The 17,125-nt window shown below is 39.2% G+C and carries 10 protein-coding genes; 3 read left to right on the top strand and 7 right to left on the bottom strand.

Annotated features, from left to right (window positions below; translation table 11 throughout):
* The first annotated feature begins 208 nt into the window (after nt 1-208).
* On the top strand, nt 209-1,765 hold the full coding sequence (locus tag NST66_RS00330; protein ID WP_028412463.1) for an ABC-F family ATP-binding cassette domain-containing protein: 1,557 nt from the start codon (nt 209-211) through the stop codon (nt 1,763-1,765).
* Between the two features lie 194 nt (nt 1,766-1,959).
* Here the strand turns inward: NST66_RS00330 and NST66_RS00325 are convergent, their stop codons facing one another.
* Nucleotides 1,960-2,856 (bottom strand): amidase, encoded by an 897-nt coding sequence (locus tag NST66_RS00325; RefSeq protein ID WP_155008624.1) that lies wholly within the window; start codon nt 2,854-2,856, stop codon nt 1,960-1,962.
* A 160-nt stretch (nt 2,857-3,016) separates the two neighbouring features.
* The gene (locus NST66_RS00320; protein ID WP_328158092.1) at nt 3,017-4,354 is read right to left on the bottom strand and encodes an ATP-binding protein; all 1,338 of its coding nucleotides are present in this window, start codon (nt 4,352-4,354) and stop codon (nt 3,017-3,019) included.
* Between the two features lie 347 nt (nt 4,355-4,701).
* Here NST66_RS00320 and msrA point away from each other — a divergent pair, with 347 nt between their 5' ends.
* On the top strand, nt 4,702-5,217 hold the full coding sequence (msrA, locus tag NST66_RS00315; protein ID WP_028412466.1) for a peptide-methionine (S)-S-oxide reductase MsrA: 516 nt from the start codon (nt 4,702-4,704) through the stop codon (nt 5,215-5,217).
* A 48-nt stretch (nt 5,218-5,265) separates the two neighbouring features.
* Here the strand turns inward: msrA and NST66_RS00310 are convergent, their stop codons facing one another.
* Together NST66_RS00310 and NST66_RS00305 are read right to left on the bottom strand one after the other, a co-directional pair.
* Nucleotides 5,266-6,903 carry a family 14 glycosylhydrolase gene (locus tag NST66_RS00310; protein WP_033580731.1) on the bottom strand — a complete coding sequence of 546 codons (1,638 nt, stop codon included), beginning with the start codon at nt 6,901-6,903 and terminating at the stop codon, nt 5,266-5,268.
* 105 nt (nt 6,904-7,008) lie between these two features.
* Nucleotides 7,009-8,163: an endonuclease gene (locus NST66_RS00305; protein WP_049162755.1), complete on the bottom strand. Its 1,155-nt coding sequence runs from the start codon at nt 8,161-8,163 to the stop codon at nt 7,009-7,011.
* 287 nt (nt 8,164-8,450) lie between these two features.
* On the opposite strand from NST66_RS00305, the gene NST66_RS00300 reads away from it, so the two are divergent.
* Nucleotides 8,451-8,927, top strand: coding sequence for a hypothetical protein (locus NST66_RS00300; protein WP_328158095.1), 477 nt, complete (start codon nt 8,451-8,453; stop codon nt 8,925-8,927).
* A gap of 50 nt (nt 8,928-8,977) precedes the next feature.
* On the opposite strand, the gene essA is transcribed toward NST66_RS00300, so the two are convergent.
* The 3 genes from essA to essC are packed head-to-tail and all read right to left on the bottom strand — an operon-like array spanning nt 8,978 to nt 17,119.
* Nucleotides 8,978-9,475: a type VII secretion protein EssA gene (gene essA, locus NST66_RS00295; protein ID WP_033580728.1), complete on the bottom strand. Its 498-nt coding sequence runs from the start codon at nt 9,473-9,475 to the stop codon at nt 8,978-8,980.
* Complete coding sequence (gene esaA, locus NST66_RS00290) at nt 9,453-12,644, bottom strand: type VII secretion protein EsaA (RefSeq protein ID WP_340843019.1); 3,192 nt, start codon at nt 12,642-12,644, stop codon at nt 9,453-9,455. Before esaA ends, essA begins: the two co-directional genes overlap by 23 nt.
* The gene (essC, locus tag NST66_RS00285) at nt 12,641-17,119 is read right to left on the bottom strand and encodes a type VII secretion protein EssC (RefSeq protein ID WP_340843018.1); all 4,479 of its coding nucleotides are present in this window, start codon (nt 17,117-17,119) and stop codon (nt 12,641-12,643) included. The genes esaA and essC overlap by 4 nt, the downstream gene beginning before the upstream one ends.
* Nucleotides 17,120-17,125: the final 6 nt, after the last annotated feature.

Raw genomic sequence — 17,125 nt, 5'->3', positions numbered from 1 at the left:
TAACCGTCCCGTCGTCATGAAGGATTTTCTACATTGATATATATATAGTATGAATCAAGTGAAAGGAAGACGCGAGTGAATTTTATATGACTTTCAAGGCTGGAAAACTCATATGGATTTATGTATATAAGTTCGCTATAATCGTTATGAATCAATTTGTTTATAACGAAACGTACGATAGATATTTTAAAAGAAAAGGTGTGTCAGCATGAGTGTATTAAACGTAAAAAATCTAAGCCATGGTTTTGGTGACCGTGCGATTTTTAACGATGTATCATTTCGATTGTTAAAAGGTGAACACGTCGGCTTAATTGGAGCAAACGGCGAAGGTAAATCAACATTTATGAACATCATTACAGGCAAGCTAGAACCGGATGCGGGAAAAGTAGAATGGTCTAAAAAAGTGCGCGTTGGCTATTTAGATCAGCACACGGCATTAGAGCGCGGCCTTTCTATTCGTGATGTACTAAAAAGTGCTTTTCAATATTTATTTGATTTAGAAGCTCAAATGAATGGCCTCTATGAGAAAATGGCGGATGTATCACCAGAAGAACTCGAAAAACTATTAGAAGAAGTCGGTACGCTTCAAGACCTCTTAACAAACAATGACTTTTACGTTATCGATGCAAAAGTCGAAGAAATTGCACGCGGATTAGGATTAGAAGATATCGGCTTAGATCGTGACGTACAGGATTTAAGTGGCGGACAGCGTACAAAAGTATTGCTAGCCAAACTATTGCTTGAAAAACCAGAAATTCTTTTACTTGATGAGCCTACAAACTACTTGGATGAACAGCATATTGAGTGGCTACGACGCTACTTGCAAGAATATGAAAATGCCTTTATTTTAATTTCTCACGATCTTCCATTTTTAAATAGCGTGATCAATTTAATTTATCATATGGAAAACCAAGAGTTAAATCGCTATGTAGGAGACTACGACGATTTTATGAAAGTATATGAGATGAAAAAACAGCAGCTTGAAGCAGCTTATAAAAAACAACAGCAAGAAATGGCAGATTTAAAAGATTTCGTAGCGAGAAACAAAGCGCGCGTGTCGACACGAAATATGGCCATGTCCCGTCAAAAAAAGCTGGATAAAATGGAAGTAATTGAACTAGCTCAAGAGCGTCCAAAACCAGAGTTTAACTTTAAGAGTGCTCGTACTTCAAGCAAATTAATTTTTGAAACATCTGATTTAGTCATTGGATACGAAGAGCCGCTTTCTAAGCCACTGAATCTAAAAATGGAGCGAGGTCAAAAGATTGCCCTTGTAGGAGCAAATGGAATCGGGAAAACAACTCTTTTAAAAAGTATTCTAGGAGAAATCAAACCGATTTCAGGCTCTGTAGAAAAAGGCGATTACCAGCATATTGGCTATTTCGAACAAGAAGTTAAATCAGCTAACTACAATACGTGTATTGAAGAAGCATGGAACGAGTTTCCTCACTTTACCCAATATGAAATTCGTGCAGCGTTAGCTAAATGCGGCTTAACAACCAAACATATTGAAAGTAAAGTAGAAGTTCTAAGCGGTGGAGAAAAAGCAAAAGTCCGTCTATGTAAGCTGATTAACAATGAAACCAACATTCTTGTACTGGATGAGCCTACAAACCACTTGGATGTAGATGCGAAAGATGAATTAAAACGAGCTTTAAAAGAATACAAAGGAAGTATCTTAATTATTTGTCACGAACCTGAATTTTATCAAGATGTAGTCACAGACGTGTGGAACTGCGAATCTTGGACGACTAAATTATTTTAAAAAAACGGGTTAAAAGAGGCATATCTTTTAGAAAAAGTGGGAATGATAAGATTAAGTTCCCCCCCTTTGTGTGAGTAGCCATTTTTTAAATGGTTACTTTTTTTATGTATAGTCCTTTAATAAAATGGCTATATTGTATCTATACTCCCTAAACCCAAAAAGACCGCTGCAGTGATGCAGCGGTCTTTTCGTTGTCATGGTTTCATCTGTAGCCAGCTATCAAAATGATGAACAGCTATACTGCTTGGAGGGTTTTTAGCTTGACACTTCGTAAGCAACTTACCCAGCTCTTGCATCATCTTTTCTTCTCCTTTAGCAGAAAAAGAAATGTATTCCCCTTCATCTGAAGCCATCGTTTCTACCCCTATTTCAATCGGAGTGGATAGTACACGTCCCCACTTGCGTTCATTTTGCGTTATGTCAGCAATACCGTCTTCTTTATCTGCATGGTTTCGGTACGACATAATTGTGACTTCATCAGCGTACTGAATAATCCAATGCCCCAGCGAACCGGAACCGTTGCTATTTTTGAATGGAACTTCGTCAAACCAAAACGGTATATCTACAGCAAGCGGCAAGTGTAACTGACGAGACTGTACTGCAGCTTGAGAAATAACATATTGATACTGCAGAATACTTTTCGCTCGATTATTTTTCCAGCTTTTATACAAATACGGCTCTATATCTAAATGAACCCCTGAAAATTGCTGTTGTTCTTCCGCTTCTGCTTGGTAAGCTGTTATCCAATTAAAAAATGCGTCTTGCTCTTCTATACCAGAAGGCCCTATCCAAGAAGGAGCGCCGTCAAGTGCGTAGACATCTATACCCTGGACTTGCGCTTGTTGGATAAAATGCCTATATACAGAAGGTGAAAGATGAGCGTCAATTTGTAAATAAACCTTTGTCACCTTTTTTTCTTGAAGTTTTTCACGGATAGCTTCTTGGTCCAACATCCATTTCTTTGTATCCCACACCCACGTCGACAGCGGTATATTCATCTCTGCATTCACCTTTGATCCACATCCTGTTCCTTTCCCCATATTAAACAGCCATACAACCACCAGAAAAATAAGAACGCACTTGCTTTTCACACTCTATTTCCTCCTTTATACGAGCCAGAACTCATATAAAGAGAGTCTGGCAGCTTGGCAACTTTATGGTGAATTTCTCCCTTAGATCTGTAGCTTTCAGCAAACTCTCCCTTATCAATTTTTTCAGCCTAATCTTTATTTGTTCTAGCGGTTGCTTGATTTACTTCCCTGTATCTTTCTTATGGAATAAATATGCCTGCTTTGGATGGTTTGGCTGATTTGGATATTTCAACTGTAATTGTCCTTTTCGTAATAGCTTTGTTAAATAATTATTACGTACTCCATCCGGCGTTCTTTCTAGTAAATAAGCAAACTCTTTAAGCATGAGCGGTTTTTCTTTGCATAATTCAAGAATAATATGCTCCATCTGATTAGGCGAAAGCCGTTTTTTTTCACGAGCCAGCGCTGCAATATCCCATAGCTTGGTATCAATATCCTCACCATTCACTGAATTAGAAGAACCATCTTCCGATTCTTTATTATAGGAGCTTTGATAACTATTATAGGAGTAATCATCTTTATTATATGAGTTAAGTTCACTATTATAGTAGTTTTCTTCTTTATTATAAGAGTTATTGTCGTTATTACATGAGTTTAACTCCTCTAATAAATCTTTATTATAAGAGTCTTTATTTTTATTATAGGAGTTATTTTCGACATTGTTTTCAGGTATGTTTTGATATTTTTCGACACTTTTAAAATTATTTCCCAAATCAGTTACAGACGTATGATAAGTGTCTTTTTCAGAAGAACTAACCTGTCTTTCTTGAGTGGACAGAGATAACGTGACTACCGTACGATGCATAGAAACATCTTGATCAACAGAAGGCTTTTTATAATGATGCAAGCTCCAGTTTTGCTTCACTTTTTTCAAGCCAGAGCCCGAACGTTCACATAGCCCTAGTAAACTGAATAGCTTAACGATATTCGGGTTTCGAAGCTGACTAACGGTTTTACTAAAAACTGAATCTGTAGGTACTAACAAAAGACCTGGATTAGAAAAAACGTAATGAGAAGGTTGCTTTTCTAAAATAACGCCGCCCTCGCCATTATAATCTGCATGAATAAGCATATTGATTAAAACTTCTGTTAAAGAGGAAGCGATTGACGACTGGGGTTCGCTATTGCGAACAATTTCATGAATATGGAAATAAAAATCGAAAATATTTCCTGACCACGTCCCGTCTTGAGAGGTAAAACGCTCTGTCCATTCTTCATTCCCTTTACTTTCCCGGTATTCTAAAAAGTATTGTGGTAAAACTTCTGTGATAATCCGTTCTTCACTGAATAAAAGCAGGCCTGCGAGCGTAACTCCTTCTTTATGGGTATCTCTTACCTTTCCCCATGCTCCTACTTTGTATAAAAACTCTTTTGTTTCAAGCGCATTCCAAGGATGAGCTGGTTTTACTTCAGCAAATCGATCCCGGTAGCTTTTGATCGTATCAAAATTTAATTCATTTAATCCATAGTGCTCTAGGATGAGATTATCTTGTAACATATTCAACTCTCCTATTATCTTTGTATATTTATTTAACAGCGCGAATATGCTGTTTCTTACCTCTTGTTACTAACGTACTAACTTTATTTATCTAGATGCCGCATAGATCCTGCTTCTGCCGCCTAATCTCTGCTACATCGATATATACACCTCATCTATTCTATCATTTTTTCTTTCTTCTCTCCTGCATTTTTCAATCTTCAACATAGCCGAGTTTATTGTGTAAAAGCTGTGGATATTTATCTTTATCCACAGCTTTTACACAACCTACAAACCCTTTTCTAGCTGTTTCAATATAAATTTGTTATAATACCCTTCATAACAACGGATTAAGTGAGGGATTACGTATGGAAAAAGCTACATTTGCAGGTGGATGTTTCTGGTGTATGGTTACACCATTTGAAGAGCTAGAAGGTATTCACGGCATTGTATCAGGATATATGGGGGGAACTGTGGATAACCCTACCTATGAGCAAGTAAAATCTGGCACAAGCGGTTATTACGAAGTGGTTCAAATCACATTTGACCCTGAAGTGTTTCCGTATAAACGTTTGTTAGATCTTTATTGGCCGCAAATTGATCCAACAGATGATGGAGGTCAATTCCAAGATCGAGGCTCGCAGTATCGAACAGCAATTTTTTACCATAACGATAGCCAAAAGCAGGAAGCTGAAGAGACAAAGCTAGAGGTCGCAAAAAGCGGACGTTTTAAAAAACCAATCGTGACAAGCATCCTTCCTGCCTCTGCGTTTTATGAAGCGGAAGAGTATCACCAAGATTTCCACAAGAAAAATCCAAAGCATTATAAAGAAGACCGCGCTAAGTCTGGTCGAGATGAGTTTATTCAAGCGAACTGGAAATAATTCTTATGTTCAAAACAAAGCCGCATAGCGTTTGCTATGCGGCTTTGTTTACCAATTATCTGTATAAGTTGCTGTTGTTGACGGCACGCTCCAATATTGCTGCGAAGGCTGCCATGCTTTTAACGAGCCATCAGCTCTCTTCACAATTGCTTTAAATTGAACATTTTGACTCGCAGGAAAATAGACGGTGCCTCTCCAATCGGCTGTAGATGAATTATATGTTAATTTAATTGGATAAAGGGACGTATCCCACTGACCTAGCTCAGCTCTGTCTCCAACAATATAAACCGTTTCTCCTACCGCAGTTGGCGCATTTTTTACTACAACCGTTTGCGCAACTGGTGTAACGCCCAGCGTATTTTTAAATTGCCCCATCAGCGTATCATTGTTAATGACATCGTAGAAACGAAGCAAAGTAAATCCTGCAAAATTATAGTTAAAGGCCATTTCAGCTGCTTTTTTATATTGATCTTCACTGCCTATAGTTAGAGCATTTTCCCCGTTTAAAACAATTCCTTTTGCATTCGCAATACCTGCTACTTGGCGTACAAGCGTCTTTGGCATAGAATATTCGGGATAACTTCCGCTGTCCGTCATTTCTAAGCACGTAAACGTTATATCTAATTTAGCTGTTTTAAAAGCGTCTAAAAGCGCATTGTAATCATTATATCCAGCAGGTTTTTCTGCAGCATGAGGAATCGTCGGATTATTATACTGCCAATGAATTCCCGCCACTTTTGCACCGATTGGTACGTTAAAGGTGGCATCAAAAGCCTGATGAGCTAACTGTCCAATACGTTTTGTGTGATCTTCCAAAGCTCCTTGATACCATGCTAAGAAATCTTTTCCATAAGCTGTTGAATAACCATCTTTTAAGAACTGATAGCCATCTGATGGCGGTAAAATTTGCGATGCAGAGGTTAAATTGGTTCCCCATGCCTGATTGACGCCGGCGAGTGAACCGTATTTAGTCAAAGCATATGATTGAAACTTGCTTTTGGCGAAGTTCGTATACACTTGAAATTTTCCTCTAGACGGATAGCCGGTTCCGTCTGCTGCTGTATAGGACGGATAACGAATTTCACCTGCAGGGCCTCCGGATAAATAGATTTTAGCAATCACGTCTTTATAAGGTGCTAACGCTTGCGCAAATGCCGTATAGAGCTCTCCGTATTGCTTAGAAATAACGTCAGTTGCAAGCGGGCTTAACGTTTCTTTATTTGTCGTACCTGTTTCAGATTTAAAGTAAAGGCTGTCATCACTTTTTAAGTTCCATACCCAAGACGGAAGCGGAACGTTACAATCATCTCCAACATTACCGCCGCACTGATGAGTAGAAATAATAGGAACGATCTTTATACCTGCATTACGAGCAGCTTGAGCAAAGCGCTGAGCATAGGAAAAATCAAACTGCTGATCGCCGTTCTTCTCCATATCTCCCCACCAGAAGTCTACTGTCACCGCATAAAATCCATTTTGTTTCGCTTTGCGTAAATCGTTCTCAAACGCTTCCCATGTTGTATAGTCTGTTACCTTTTTTAAAGGCGCCATTAAGTAGGTTTTGTAACCAGGATTCATTGATTTTCCATCTACGGCAGCCGCTCCATTAAGTGGATTCAAAATGAAAGCGTTAACAAAAATGAGCACCAAAATAAAAGCCAATCCTTTTTTACATAGCTGTTTCATAGCTTCCCTCCATTTTTTCAAAATCACCTATAGGTATTCGGCGGATTTTAGTTTTTTCCTTTTTCTTTTATAAAAAAAAGACGCCCCGCCAGGACGCCTCCTACATTAGTTCCAAATCTCATTCACCCATTCAGGATGGTCAATAAACGGATTGCGGTTATGCTGATAGTCTGAATAAATAATATCATTTCTGCGTCGTTCTCGATCATCTACTGGATCTTCGGCGTTCCATTGAAGAAGCACAGATAATTTCCCATGATAAGGAGCAGTGCCATTATTCACTGTGTTATTAAGTTCTAAGTCAGGCTCATCACTTACATCGCCTTCATAGCGTACGGCCATATAAAACAACATACGAGCCACATCACCTTTTACTTCATCTCGAGGTTCCCATGAATCACTGTCAAAATAATTTCCGAGTGCCTCGCTATGTTCCGTCCCTCCGTTATCAAAATCTAAGTTTCCTCTCGTACCATTTACAGACACATCGGTTGGACGTAAATGATGAAGATCTGTTCCAGGACCCATAGCTGTTCCAAAATCCCCGTGAGACTTTGCCCAGACGTGCTCACGATTCCAATCGTCCACTCCGCCTCCATTTGTACTCTTACTCTGTGAACGCCCCGTATAGAGCAAAATAACGTTATTTGCGTTAGCTGGATCTTCATCCGTTTTCTTTAAAGCTTCCCATACGGCTGAATACGAAAGTTCTGTGTGATGGTCAATAATGTTATGAAGCTGTGTTTTTAAGGTGTTTCCTGTTTTTCCAGCTGCGGTACGATAATAGTCTTCTACTGGAACAGTTGGCTCTGTGGGGTCTGGAGTCGGATCAGTTCCTCCTGTTTCTGTACTGATAGAAGTAACTGATTTTATTCCTGGGTGTGAAAAGTAAGGGGTGAGTGTGCCCGTAACAGTAAGACTTTTCCCTTTTAACTCCGAGCGACTTTGAAGTCCAAATGTACTTCGCAAATTTGAAGGAATTTGAACGTATACCATCTTGTCTGTGTTGGTTTCATTTGCACTGTCAGCGAGAGCAAGTGCATAATCGTTTGGGTAATTGCTCGTAATAACTGTAGATGTGCCTGTAGGTTGACCTACTACATATCCTTTAACAGCTTGTACACTATTGTTTTGATTTTCAAGAGCTTGTGACACAGATAAAGATGCCGCTGCTTGACTAACAGGAGTTAAGCTCACTACAAGAGCAAAAACAAGCAGGGACATTACCCATGTTTTTTTACACAGAGCATGTAATCTCACTTTTTTATTCCTCCTTATGATAGGTTTGAAAACTCGTTTCCTTCCACCTCTTTATATTATTTTTTCACTGTGAATTCCCTGCCTGTTTTTTGTTAAGTTTTATAGTGAAAAAGATGTGTTCTTCTTTACAGTGGCGGCTGCTTTATGCGAAGGGTTATATTTTTAAAAGTCCACACTGGAAAAAGCATTATGTGTCTTTCTTTATATATGGTATAATCAACCGAATCGTAAAAGAGCTTATACCATTTCAGAAAATGAAATGATTTAAATAGAAATGAGGATTGTCTATGCTTAGTTTTGACGAAAAATTAGCTATTATTTCATCGTTTCCAGAGCTGCATCGAAAAGATGTATCTTTAGGACGCGTGAATTTTCATTATGAAGAAAGCGTGTACGATAAAACGGTTGTTGTGCATCATCTGCATCCTAACGGAAATGGATTTGTATATGCAGGTTTTTTAAAAGGATATGAAACAAATGACAAAGGTCTTGTGAATATCCGTGATTACACTGAAGAAGATCTTCGATCAATTATTGAAGCTTCTATTGAATCTTTGTCTACCCTTCCTGATACAGCTAGAGAAGAAGCTATTGTAGGGAATGGAAATGAACAGCGCTGGAACGGCCCAGACAATGCAATGCTTTTACTTGTTCATGAAGATGACCTGTGGAATATTTATTCTGGCTTGAATTTAGAGGCAGCATTTTTATCTTACGAAGAAGCAGAAGATTATTTGTTTGAAGAAGGCTTCCGCCGCCTGTAAATTTACGTCTATACGCAAAAACCTCGCTGTTGATTAACAGCGAGGTTTTTTCATTTTTTCACAGAAGGCTGAGGGCTAATGCGCGGTATTAAAACCACAAATAATACAACAACCCCCACACCAATCAATAATAAATAAAACCATTGTAGATCTGATGACTTTTCAGAAGCCGTTTGTTCTGTCCGATCTTTCTTGTAGGAAGTGTTTTTAGAAGAAAACAAGTTATATTCTTTTGCTTTCGCAGAAATCGTATTATCTTCAGCTGATGCGTTCGCAAAAAGACTTTCTTTTAAACTCTCTTTCTCTGCATCTTCCTCTTTTTCAAATGTAAGATCCTTTATTTCCTCCGGAATATTTCCTACTTCTTTTTTATTTTCTAGCAAAGATTCGGGGTCTAAGTTAATGGGATCATCTTTATATACATTTGGTTTAATCTCTTCAACGTTTCCATCATCAGCTTCAGCCGCTGCTGCTATAGGGAAACAAAAAAGTGAAAAAATAAGAACAACACTTCCAATCTTCTTACTAAGCACTATAGGTTTCATCATTTTCAACCTCTTTAGTCGTCTTTAAAGCACGAATAATAGATGGCAGAACACTTAAAACGGCAGTCATTCCCAGTAATACAATAAGCGCCTGTCCAAACAGAGACTGCGTATCATATTGAATGGACATGTACACTTTAGATACTGGATCTTCGTAATTAAAGTTTGGCATAGATAAGTTAAGAAGCGGGGTAATATAAAATAAAATCAACCCTACTGTCGTCACCCATCCAGCGAAGCTTCCTAATAAGAAAGCAATACGTACAAGTGTAGATGAAGCAAGCAATAAGACGATCGTAAAGATTGACCATTCCATTGCCCGGTCTCCCGATAACGAATAAATATTAAGGCTAAAGATACTTACCATTAACCCTACAATCAAATTCAATAATCCAAAGAGCGTACCTTTTACAAGCATCGGTGCATGTCGGTAGTATTGACTGAAATAGCCAATTAGTAGGCTGCTGATTAAGATAATAACCAAAATGACAACCGGTGGAACCTCTTTTACTTTTTCAGCCGGCACTTCACCGCTTACTTGAAGAGGATTTGCTAAATAATGATAAACGTAATCGTTATTCTGTCCATCTACTAATGTATTATTTAACAAGCGGTATACCTGGCCTCGCACCAACTTCGTTGAATCCACGTTTTGGGCCCACTTGCTGTTAAGCGTGTCAGCCTTATCCTGAACTTCATTTACACGCTTCTGCAATTCATCTGTGTACGTGACAACATTAGCTTGTCTTTCACCTAAAGATGAAATGAGTTCGTTCATTCCCTTCAACTCTTGACCCATGCTTTGCTGCAGCGTCATTAAGCCTGTTACGTCCGGAGCTTCTTTCTTTTCTAATGCTTGATCTTCACCTGCGCTAGATTGAAGCTCTTGATTCATTGCATTTGCTTTTTCTTGAATAGCTGATAGCTCTTCCATAATCGATGCTTGTTCAGCATCAACTGTTTGTCCATATTGATCAGCAAAATCTTGCACTGAACTTTGGAACTGTGCTAACTCTTCTTTTGTTAGAGACAGGTTTTGTTGGATTTGCTTACGCGCGTCTTGAGAAGAAACGGTTCCAGCTAACGCCTGCTGCAAACTTCCTTTAATAGAGTCATTGTTAAGGACGCTGTTCTGTATGTCTATATTTCCTACTTGAGCTAAAGTCAAATCATACTGCGATAAATCACCGTAGTACTTTAACAGATTTTCGGCACTGCTGCTTTTAATCTTACCTGAGAATGTATTGCTCAGCTTTTCCTTTCGAGAAGCTGAAAGGTTTGGAGAAGATAAGATTTTATCTTCTTTGTTTTTAATCATCGTAATGAGACCATCAACATCCGCACTGCCTTTAGAAGGTTTTTTGCCGTCTTCTTTCAACTTTTCATTCTCTTTTTTTAATCGTTCATTTTCTTCTTGAAGCTTAGCAATTTGACTGCTCGACGACTTGGTTGCTTCTTCTAAGTCTTTCTCTGCTTTGTTTTTCTGTGCTGTCAAAGACTCAACGTCTGCTTCCAAGCTGACAATTTTCTGCTTCAGCGCATCCGTATTTTCTCCTGAAGTTTCAGGCTGAACGGTTACATTTTGCAGCTCATCTTTGACTGCCTGTACCTGTGTTTTCAGATTAGCCACTTTTTCAAGCGCACTTTTCACAGCATCGGATGTACCTGATGTGTCCGGTGTTTCAGTCGTTTCTGGCGTTTCTGTTCCCTCAGGTGTTTCAGATGATTCAGGCGCTTCAGGTGTTTCAGGTGTTTCAGGTGTTTCATTTACCATTCCTTGGAGCTGCTGTTCTAAGTCTTCAAGCCCTTTTGATATATCATCAAGCTTTGCTGTTTGCTGAGATAAATCCACTTGAATTGGTTCTGACGTTCCTTCGCCTTGACCGGAATCTGGCTGAGTTCCATCATCTTCTCCAGGATCCGTCGGCGTCTCTCCACCTTGATTAGGATCTGGCTGAGTTCCGTCACCTTCTCCAGGGTCCGTTGGCGTCTCTCCGTCTTGATTAGGATCTGGCTGAGTTCCATCACTTTCCCCTGGATCTGTTGAGCCTCCACCACTATCATTTGATGAAGCTGTCTCTAGCTGCGCACGAAGCGGCTTTAGCTTACTTTCAATTTGATTTAAGGTTGTTTGCTCAGACTGCTGTTTGTATGAACTGATGATTTGGCCGTTCAAATCTTGCAGAGCTTTTTCTTGTTCACTGACGTTATCTGCTTGTTGATCTCCAAGTTCTCCAACGGCTTTTTGATTTTCATCCAGCTGCTGTTGAATGGAAGATAAGCCACTAAACACTTGATTGGCCTGCTCATTAAAATTTTGCTTAGAGCTTGGCTGATTAGATTCAAGGGAAGACAACCCTTGTTGAATCGCAGCGACGCTTTGAGCCTGCGTTTTTTCAAGCATTTGTTTCTGTGTTTCTTGATATGTTTGATATTGATTTACATATTCAATGAAGCTGTTTAAATTCTTTTCAACCTGTTCTACGTCGCCTTGTCTGTCGCTAGAACCTTTTTCTGCTTTATTTACATTATCTTGGATTTGCTGAAGAATTTTCTTTTGATCATTTAATTCACCTGCTAAATCTTTTGAATTCGGTTTATAAAAAGCGACCATTGTTTTTTGAAAGGCGATTTCTTTATTTAGAATTTTATCGAACTGTCCGCGTACCTTATCCACTTCCTGTGATACATAACTCCAGTACAAAGAGGACATTTCATTATTAACCTTTGTAGTAGCATCTTCTAATTCCCCTACTACTTTTTCCTTATTAACTGCGTTAAGCTGGCTTTGAACTTTGTATTCCAAAGTAGCTTTTTCTGGCTTTTTTTCCTGATACGATAAAATATTTTGTGAGAAAGTCGAGGGAATATAAATAACCGCATCATATTTCCCATTCTGTAAACCGCTTGTAGCTGCGCTTCGTCCAAGCACGGTCCATTGATAATCCGACCCCTCCTGTAAAAGAGGAGTCACTTTTTCTCCAAATTCTATCGCTTTTTCACTGTTTTCTTTTACTCCATTATCTTCGTTAACAACCGCAATCGTTCTTGTTGAGTTTTCTGTGACTTGTAGCGGGTTGTCTCCAATATACTGGAAAAAGAAAGAAGGAAGAGCCAAAATTAAAACAACAGCTAATATGACTTTAAGTGTATACTTACGCTGTTCGGTCATGTTAAGATCTTCCTTTCACTTACACATAGCGGGATTTGAATTCTTGTTTCTTTTCCACTTTTAATATAATAACCGAAGCCAGGGTTAACGTCGGCTTCTTTTCGGTCATAAGGAAGTGTAAATAAGCTTTGCTCTGTTTTCTTCATCAACAACACAGCTTGGCCAATTTGCTTCACTTCTGTTGTTAACGCGTCAAATCCTTTTGAAAACTCATTGTTGTTCCCTGCAACAATCAAGTTAAAGCCCAGGTGGCTATAATTTTTCATCAATTTTGTAATACGATCCTGCAAGACACTGTCTAAGTTTTGCTGGAATCGTACAAATCCGTCTACTACAAGCATGATTGGGGCAAATGAAAGACCGTGTACGGTTCCTTCCTGCACTGCTTCCAAATACTTATTTTCACGTCGCTGCAATCGTTCTTCGGTTAGGTCAAGCCAGTCGACGATCTGTTCTTTTGTTTCCATGTAAACAACTTGCTCTTCAGCTGCATAGCTTGATAAACCACGGTCAACCGAATCAAATAGTCCGATTTGCTTCACGCCTTGTTCAAGCGCTGTTTGCAGTATGACTTTCACTACATTTGTCTTTCCTTTTTGCGTCTGCCCCATGACGATACAATGCTTATTTTTCGTAAAGTTCATATGCACCGGTCGAACAAACTCTTCATCTAACCCAAGAGGAATAACTCCTTTTTCGCGAATAACTCTTCTGTCCGTCATAAATTCGGCAAGTACAAGTTTCGATGACAGCATTGGCACCGGCTCCGGAAGAATAGCATCAGCGTATTGATTCTTTAATCGTTGAATGTGCAGCTTAACTGCATCAAAAATTTCAAAATCATCTTTTCCTTCCGCAGGTAAAAACAGCTGTGCAAAATAAGGTTGATCCGTTTTGATAATAGCCCGGCCTGGAATAGACTCTAGCGCATACGGCGTACGTCCTAAAATAGAATACGCTTCTGAATGATCCATTAAGTAATGAACCACCTTCGTTTTCAAGTTATTCATAAGTGACTGACGAATAGAATTCACGCGCGTCGCGGTAAAGATCATATAAATTCCTAAAGACTGACCGTCACGCACAAGCTGCGTGAACTGCATTTCTAGATCTTGCATTTCTTCTTTGACAAGATCAAAATTATCAATCGTGATAAAAATTAGAGGAAGCTCTTCTGAACTTAAAGCATTATACATTTTGATATTGCTAACTTCCTGCTGTTGAAATAACTGCTTTCGCCTTGCGATTTCTTGTTTGATAATCGTCATGAATTTTTCAATTTTACGCATTTGATCCATTAAGAAATAATCCGCCGTATGAGGCAGCTGACGAAGCGGCAGCAGCGTACCGTTCCCAAAGTCAAAAATGTAATAATGAAGCTGCTCTGGGCTCTGTCTTTCAGCTAGACTAAGAAGCAACATCATGACTGTAAACGATTTACCGTATCCTGACGAACCAAATATACCAATGTTTCCATCGTCCATCAGCTGATAGTTATATACCGTTTGACTTTGCTTTTCAGGTTCATCAATTAAGCCAATTGGGAATACGCCGTCTCGCTTCTCTTTGTACTCACTGCGAAGCAATCTCTCTTTAAGAGGCGGCAGCCATGGACTATTTAATTTTTTGATACCTAATTCCTGCTGCATTTGTTCGATTTTTTGCACCACAACATCAATTTCTGCTTCCGCTTGTTTGGATGACGTCTGCTGAGTAGATACATCAGATAAAGGAATCAACCCGAGATCCGTGACAATGGCTACTTCATCTTCAGCTCCATACGTATCTTCCATGTACGGCGCGCCGCTCCAAGCTGACTGAAACAGTTCATACACTTCATTATTTCCAACCTGCAGATAGCCTCGACCCGTCACCGTAATAGAAGCAGCGTCTGCATTTTTTAAGATTTCTTTACTATCAGCGGCATCTTGGACTTTTAACGCTACTTTAAAGCGCGCATTACTCCAAATTTGATCGTCAATAACACCGCCTGGCTTTTGTGTTGCTAAAATTAAATGAACGCCTAGACTACGTCCAATTCGCGCCGCGCTGACTAATTCGCGAATGAACTCTGGTTCTTCACTTTTTAACTCAGCAAATTCATCCGAGATTAAGAATAAGTGAGGCAGAGGTTCTTCTGCCATACCTTGCTTATATAAATCTGTATAATCATTAATATGATTGACTTCATATCTATCAAACAAGCGTTGGCGCCGCTTTAATTCACTTTTAATAGAAGCTAAGGCTCTTGTACTAAAATTCTTACTTCCTTCAATATTTGTAATGGTTCCAAGCAGGTGAGGCATGTTTTTAAACGGCTGAGCCATTCCTCCGCCCTTATAGTCAATCAATAAAAATGCGACTTCATGGGGGTGGAAATTCACCGCTAGAGAAAGAATGTACGTTTGTAAAAATTCACTTTTCCCTGACCCCGTCGTACCTGCAAGTAATCCATGAGGGCCGTGAGCTTTTTCGTGAAGATTTAGTTCAACAATATCTTCTTTTCCTTTTAAACCAATTGGAACCGCTAGCGACTTAGCTGATTCATTGGTGTGCCACCTTTGCACGATATCCAGCTCACCAATTTCTCTTGCTTTAAATAATTCTAAGAATGAAACGCTATTTGGAATTGAGTTGGTCATGCCCACTTGGTGATCCAATGTCCGCAGCATCCTTGCAAATCTTTCATTATAATCAAGCGTGTGTTTATCAAGCTGAAATGGAATATTCACAGCTTTTTGCTTTTGAATTAATATATCCCCCTCGGATTCGTTAATATAACGAACGAGTGTGTGAACATGCTCCGTTAAGCTTTCTTTCGTCTCTGCCGCAAATATCGTAGAGAACCCAAGATGAGGGTGATACCCTTCTAAATACTCTAAGATAACGTGATCTGCAATTAGCTGCTGATTCGTAATAACAAAAACAAAGTGAGGCAAGAAAACCCCTTCTCCTTTTGCTTCATCTAAGTCGCGTTCTCTCAGCATTTCGTAAATAGAAGATAAAAGCTGATCTCTCGTTTGTTCATTGTAAATGAAGCCTTTCGCAAAAGAATGAGGCAGCTGAAAATGAGGGAGCCATTTCATCCATTCCCACTCTTTATATTCTTCTTCATCAAAAATGAATACGAATCTCACATCATGATAACTGTGGGAGAATGCCAGCTGTCCTACAAGCTGATGCAGTTCATTCTTCACCGTCTTCATCTTTCCTACCAGACCGATAGAGCCTAAACCTAAGTGAGCGGTAACAGGCGCATTTTTGACTTCTCGATAGACTTTTTCCATGTGCTGAGACTGCTCAAGCAAATCATCAATTTCTCGATTAGCCATATCTCCGCTATTTAACGAAATTTGGTAGCTTCCAGGAACTGTTCCTTTTCCAAGACGCACCTGTAAGAAATCACTGCTTTCCACAGTTCGTTCCCAAATTCGATCGGAAATCTGTTCTGTTAAATATTTCATTCGTTCAAACGTTGGAAAATGATAAGATAATACATCTCGTTGAACTGATGCTAGTTCTTGTAATTCCTCGCGCTTGTTCTCTAAGTACTTTGTATAAATTCGACGACGACGCTCTTGGCGCTTCTTGCGCTGTTTTTTATCTTTGAAATATTGAACGGTAGATACAATCAGCGTGGTCGTAAACATCATGACAGATATAATAATAAAAATTCCTCTGGGCTGAATAATCGATACCGTACCCATGACTAAAAGCATGACTAATGGGGGTAAAATGGTAAGCCATAAGCTTCGGTTATTTTCATCATTGTCTTGAGACGGAAAGGACAAGCTCACCTTATCATTAGGCAAATCATATATCATGCGCGGTGTCCGTCTATAAACCGGGTACTTCTTTTTCATTTCAGAAATAGGTTGTGCCGTAGCCGGAAGCTTAGATGCATAATCATAGTAACTTTGAATCTTCAGCAAATCTTTTTCGATTAATTGAATCGTCATAGAAGACCATAAAATAAGATCTCCGGGCTGAAGGTTCCTATTCTCTTCTATTCGGTGTCCATTAAGATAAAGCCGTTCTTGGTTATAAAAGACCTTCCACTTCCCGTTTATCTTTGATAAGTAAAATCCTTCTTTTGGCTCTACTACATACTTTTCTTTCTGCTGATACACATCAGCTGCTTCATCACTTGTGGAAAACGAGACTTCTGATCCGTAATCAATATAATAGACAGCTTCTTTAACAGCCGTCTCTGTAAGGGCAAAGGTTAAAGCCTGTCCTTGTTCTCGCCATACAAACGACTCAGAAACAGATAGCTCTGCTATCCTTTCTTCTCCATAGGAAATCAAGAGCGGGCCGTTCTTTTCAGATGACAGCGTCATTTGCCCTTTCTCAAACGGATAGGAAAAAGTAAACGTTTGATGCTGAGTGTTTCCAACCGTTGCTTGGCGAAAGGTTTTAAAATCTATAGGCAGCTGCTGATACGTTTGCCCACTAACTATCCAAAGCATATTCATACAACT

Source organism: Priestia sp. FSL W8-0524 (assembly GCF_038005965.1).
GTDB lineage: Bacteria > Bacillota > Bacilli > Bacillales > Bacillaceae_H > Priestia > Priestia zanthoxyli.
The sequence above is the reverse complement of the archived record's forward strand: the minus strand, read 5'-3'. Positions and strand labels throughout refer to the sequence as shown.

Bases quoted from the DNA above. Each gene is read 5' to 3' on its own strand.
- NST66_RS00330 (WP_028412463.1), top strand. From the start codon at position 209: ATGAGTGTATTAAACGTAAAAAATCTAAGCCATGGTTTTGGTGACCGT.
- NST66_RS00320 (WP_328158092.1), bottom strand. From the start codon at position 4,354: ATGTTACAAGATAATCTCATCCTAGAGCACTATGGATTAAATGAATTA.
- msrA (WP_028412466.1), top strand. From the start codon at position 4,702: ATGGAAAAAGCTACATTTGCAGGTGGATGTTTCTGGTGTATGGTTACA.
- NST66_RS00310 (WP_033580731.1), bottom strand. From the start codon at position 6,903: ATGAAACAGCTATGTAAAAAAGGATTGGCTTTTATTTTGGTGCTCATT.
- NST66_RS00300 (WP_328158095.1), top strand. From the start codon at position 8,451: ATGCTTAGTTTTGACGAAAAATTAGCTATTATTTCATCGTTTCCAGAG.
- essA (WP_033580728.1), bottom strand. From the start codon at position 9,475: ATGATGAAACCTATAGTGCTTAGTAAGAAGATTGGAAGTGTTGTTCTT.
- esaA (WP_340843019.1), bottom strand. From the start codon at position 12,644: ATGACCGAACAGCGTAAGTATACACTTAAAGTCATATTAGCTGTTGTT.
- essC (WP_340843018.1), bottom strand. From the start codon at position 17,119: ATGAATATGCTTTGGATAGTTAGTGGGCAAACGTATCAGCAGCTGCCT.